The sequence below is a fragment of the Flavobacterium sp. UBA4854 genome (genome assembly GCF_002399805.1).
GTDB classification, from domain to species: Bacteria; Bacteroidota; Bacteroidia; order Flavobacteriales; family Flavobacteriaceae; genus Flavobacterium; species Flavobacterium ginsengisoli.
The window spans coordinates 45,169-49,933 of the sequence record NZ_DHEI01000127.1; the positions used below are offsets into that span (position 1 = coordinate 45,169).

Genomic DNA, 4,765 nt, shown 5'->3' on the forward strand with positions numbered 1-4,765 from the left:
TAAGAAGTTTCAAAAAAAGCATCGTGTTTTTCTGCTGTTGTTCCTGTAAGTGGCTGAAACCAATGTGTATAATGTGTTACACCTTTAGAAAGAGCCCATTCTTTCATTCCCATAGCAATATAATCAGCTAGTTTTCTGTCGATTTTAGTTCCGTGTTGGATAGCATCTCTTACTCCTTTAAATGCATCTGAAGTTAAATATTGCTTCATTGCCTTTTCATTAAACACATTTGCCCCAAAAAGATTTGATTTTCGGCCAATTTCTTCAAAATGCACCGGCTTTCTGTTAGAAGCTTGTTGTAAAGCTTGGAAACGTAATGTTGACATGGTTATGTATGTTTTAAATTCGTACTAATTTTCATTAAAAAATGATCAGCAAATATAAACAAATAAAGAACCTATTTAAAATATAAATTTTAGATTTTTGAAATAGAATTTCTCAACATAAAACGCTTTTTTCAAAGAATAATGAATTCAAATCACAGAAATATAACAAAACTGTACGGTAATATTGATTAAATAAACATTTTTTCATAATTCCTTAACTCGGAAATTCAAAAATGTTCCTTAATTATTACGAATTTGTTTTTTTAAGGTTATTAAAATTGCTTTTTTTAAAATATACCCCTATCAAAATTGCGCTTATCCAAAAAATTATAGTTCATAAAACAAAACAGCCCCCTAATTTTTGGGACTGAAAAAATAAATCTATATTTGACCCAACGAAAAAAAACAAAAAAATTAATTTATATTATTATGGCTAAAATTAAGTTAGAGTACATTTGGTTAGATGGATATGAACCAACTCAAAATCTTAGAAGTAAAACTAAAGTTGAAGAACACGAAAACTTCAAAGGAACATTAGAAGAGCTTGGAAACTGGTCATTTGATGGATCATCTACAAGACAAGCCGAAGGAGGTTCTTCTGACTGTTTATTAGTTCCAGTTGCAATCTATCCAGATCCAACTCGTATCAACGGATGGTTAGTAATGTGCGAAGTTATGTATGCTGACGGAACACCACACCCTTCTAACGGTAGAGCTACAATTGATGATGATAATGATGATTTTTGGTTTGGATTCGAACAAGAGTATTTCATTATGGATACTAAAACACAACTTCCACTTGGTTTCCCAGTTGGAGGATACCCTGCTCCACAAGGGATGTACTACTGTTCTGTAGGTGGAAAAAACACACACGGTAGAAAATTAGTTGAAGAGCATGCTGATTTATGTATCGCTGCTGGAATCAATTTTGAAGGAATCAACCAAGAGGTTGCTTGCGGACAATGGGAATTCCAATTATTCGCTAAAGGAGCTAAAAAAGCTGGAGACGAAATCTGGGTTGCTCGTTACCTATTAGACCGTTTGACTGAGAAATATGGTTACTATATTGAATATCACCCAAAACCTCTAGGAGATACTGACTGGAATGGTTCTGGTATGCACGCTAACTTCTCTAACACAGTTCTTAGAACATGTGGTTCTCAAGAAGTTTACGAGAAAATCTGTGAAGCTTTCCGTCCTGTTACTGCTGAGCACATTGCAGTTTACGGAGCTTACAACGATCAGCGTTTAACTGGTAAACACGAAACTGCTTCTATCCACGATTTCTCTTATGGAGTTTCAGACAGAGGATGTTCTATCAGAATTCCTTTAATGACTGTTCAAAAAGGTTGGAAAGGATGGTTGGAAGACAGAAGACCAGCTTCAAACGGAGACCCTTACAAAATTGCTGCTAGAATTATCAAAACTGTTAACTCAGCAATATAATTTAAAGCTTACAATATATTTTACAAAGTGCCATCGTAATTGTTGGCACTTTTTTTATGCATTAACCCGACAGGTTTTAAAAACTTGTCGGGTTAAACAAGAAAAAAACCTCATAACTTTATAATACTTAACATTTTACAAGTAACAAATATTACTTAATTTTAAGATTAAATTTACTTTTTAAGTTAAAGTTCAAAACTTATCTTTGTATATCATTAAAAAAAATAATTTATGATAGTCTGGTCTCTCTTTTTACTTGCTGTAATTTTTATTCTTGCTTTAGACCTTGGTGTCTTTAACAAAACACCACATATTATTAGTACTAAAGAAGCCAGCAAATGGACTCTTATTTGGGTTACTTTATCCTTCCTGTTTTCGGGAGTAATTTATTGGCTGTATACCACAGATTATATCGCGAACCCAGATAAGTTAAAACCTGCAGTCGCTTCAATGAAATTCATTACCGGATATTTAATTGAGCTTTCGCTAAGTGTTGACAACATCTTTGTTATTGCTATTATTTTTGCTTCGTTCAAAATTCCGCAAAAATACCAGCACCGCGTTTTGTTCTGGGGAATTCTAGGAGCAATTGTTTTCCGTGGTTTGATGATATTCTTTGGCGTAATGCTAATTAGCAAATTTACTTGGACAACCTATGTCTTTGGTATTTTCTTGATTTTTACCGCTATAAAAATGTTATTTTCTGGCGAAGATGAAGATTTTCATCCAAAAGATTCTTTTGTATACAAAACATTAGGAAAAATTATTCCGATTACATCAGAAATGGATGGCGAAAAATTCTTTATCTCAACCAAGACTGCAAAAAAAGCTGCAACTCCATTATTTGTTGCTTTGATTGTAATCGAGGTTATGGATGTGCTGTTTGCTGTAGATAGTGTTCCTGCAATTTTAGCCATTACAAAAGATCCTTTTCTAGTATTTAGCTCTAACATTTTTGCCATTTTAGGATTACGTTCTATGTATTTCTTCTTAGCAAATATGTTGGCAAAATTCAGTTATTTAGAATACAGCTTAGTAGCTATTTTAGCATTTGTTGGATTAAAAATGTTACTGCACGATTATATTGAAGTTCCAGAATGGGCTTCTTTAGGATTTATTGCTTTATCACTTTTAGTTGGAATTCTAGTTTCTCTTAAATTCGGACCAGAAAAGGTTTTAAATGATTCGTCAAGCGAAGAATAATTAGCTTTAAAAACATATATTCATAAAAAAAGGAAATCGTTAAGATTTCCTTTTTTTATTTAGACAATTTACAAAAATTAAAATTATTCCTACAATTTAACATTTTAAAAGATGTAAAATATTATATTTTAAATACATTTACCTCACTACAAACCTTTTAAAAGTTTTATTATGAGAAAGATTTATTTTTATTTATTAGCTCCTTTCATTATTACTGGATGCGACAGTATGGAAGAATCATCTTCAAAAAGCCAATCTGGAAAAAATCCCACCCAAACTTATATTATTAATGGGGATATTGTGTATGAAGCAGAAATTACCGATGGTTCAAAACCTAAAATACCTATATTTATATTCGATACCCCAATAAAAACAGAAGAAAGTGAATATTCTAAAAAAACAACATCTAAAACTTCCGAAGAATCAACCAATATCAATTTTGCATATGGAATAGGTGAGTCAACTAAAAGTGGCTGCACTGTAAAAAGATACAATAATGGCAACTCTTACTATACCGATTCTGGAGTATATGGTGAAAATCCTGCCAAACAAAACAATGGATATATAGTTAGGGGGTTTAAAGTTCCCCATCATAACACGTATTATGGTTCATTGGTATTATTCACTAGCAATAGAGGCGAGAAAGTTGATCAACCGAGAGGAACTTGGCACAAAAATATACAAAGAGGTAGCGCTCTTTCAATAGAGTATCCTTTTCAGGCAAACACAACCTATGAAATTGTGCTTCAGGTCTGTTTTTACGATAATGTTCATACAGTTGATAAAGCTACATATAGCAATGGATATCCAACTGTTTACGCACAATTAAAAAACAATGGAATAATAGATGTTACAAATTACAGGGATCCTATTTTAAAAGACCCTTGCAGCGATGAAGGCATAAATGATCTAAATCAAAGCGATTATAGTTATGAGAATTATACTAGATCTTACACTTTAGATAGCAGGGCGATAATTTGGAGATATTTAACTTTTAAATTTTCACCAACCCAAAACAAAAATGCTTTATTAATCTCTCTTCATCCTGTGATAGGTCAAGAAGGATATGGTACTCCAATACCAACTAACAGTTACACAATGGTTCTACCATCTGTAACAATAACTCAAAAACCATTTGATCCATCAATAAACGTACCTGATAGAACTAGTCCTCGAGGACGCTAATATTATTAAACACAAAAAAAAAAGGAAATCATGAGATTTCCTTTTTTTTGCGTTAACATATTAAAACTTAATTTGCTGCACTTGGCTTTCACTTAATTTTGCGGCTTTCATAACCTCTAAGTAATTAGATTTATTTACTGATGCTGCAAAATCTGCTGGAACAACAACAATTCTAAAAATTTGATTTAACCTATAATCTGCTGGAATAGTTCCTTGATCATTTCCATCTAAATAAATATTCACATAGTTATAAGTAAAAACATATTTTAATGAAAAATCTCTAGTTCCATCATCAAAATAATAAGTTTCTGGTAATGCTTGCCAAACTGGTCTGCCTCCATTATCAGTGCCATCAAAACGATAGACTAAAACTACATCTGATTCTACTAACGGTACAGGAAAATTAAACCTAACGCTGTAATTATTATTATTAGTGAAATTATAATAATTAGGAGCTACATTTTCATAAACTGTCCCCACACCATTATAACCATCTTTTCCTGGAGGCCCTTCTGGTCCTTCACAGCTAGAAAATGCAATTAAACCGATAACTGCAAATAAGGTAAGTATCTTTTTCATAATTTTTTTTTAAGGATTATACTATA

5 protein-coding genes are annotated in these 4,765 nt (G+C 32.1%); 3 read left to right on the forward strand and 2 right to left on the reverse strand.

Annotation, left to right across the window (positions count from 1 at the left end):
* Positions 1-326, reverse strand: a 326-nt coding sequence (locus B3J44_RS18675) for a glutamine synthetase III (RefSeq protein WP_286970379.1), incomplete at its 3' end; no start/stop codon positions are given.
* Positions 327-755: 429 nt separating this feature from the next.
* On the opposite strand from B3J44_RS18675, the gene B3J44_RS18680 reads away from it, so the two are divergent.
* From B3J44_RS18680 to B3J44_RS18690, 3 genes are all read left to right on the forward strand, one after another.
* Positions 756-1,772 (forward strand): glutamine synthetase beta-grasp domain-containing protein, encoded by a 1,017-nt coding sequence (locus B3J44_RS18680; protein ID WP_177210321.1) that lies wholly within the window; start codon positions 756-758, stop codon positions 1,770-1,772.
* A 231-nt stretch (positions 1,773-2,003) separates the two neighbouring features.
* Positions 2,004-2,975 carry a TerC family protein gene (locus B3J44_RS18685; RefSeq protein WP_198856967.1) on the forward strand — a complete coding sequence of 324 codons (972 nt, stop codon included), beginning with the start codon at positions 2,004-2,006 and terminating at the stop codon, positions 2,973-2,975.
* 171 nt (positions 2,976-3,146) lie between these two features.
* Complete coding sequence (locus B3J44_RS18690; protein ID WP_286970383.1) at positions 3,147-4,160, forward strand: hypothetical protein; 1,014 nt, start codon at positions 3,147-3,149, stop codon at positions 4,158-4,160.
* A gap of 60 nt (positions 4,161-4,220) precedes the next feature.
* On the opposite strand, the gene B3J44_RS18695 is transcribed toward B3J44_RS18690, so the two are convergent.
* Positions 4,221-4,739: a hypothetical protein gene (locus B3J44_RS18695; protein ID WP_286970388.1), complete on the reverse strand. Its 519-nt coding sequence runs from the start codon at positions 4,737-4,739 to the stop codon at positions 4,221-4,223.
* Between the last annotated feature and the right edge of the window lie 26 nt (positions 4,740-4,765).

Coding starts and splice junctions, on each gene's coding strand:
- B3J44_RS18680 (WP_177210321.1), top strand. CDS start 756: ATGGCTAAAATTAAGTTAGAGTACATTTGGTTAGATGGATATGAACCA.
- B3J44_RS18685 (WP_198856967.1), top strand. CDS start 2,004: ATGATAGTCTGGTCTCTCTTTTTACTTGCTGTAATTTTTATTCTTGCT.
- B3J44_RS18690 (WP_286970383.1), top strand. CDS start 3,147: ATGAGAAAGATTTATTTTTATTTATTAGCTCCTTTCATTATTACTGGA.
- B3J44_RS18695 (WP_286970388.1), bottom strand. CDS start 4,739: ATGAAAAAGATACTTACCTTATTTGCAGTTATCGGTTTAATTGCATTT.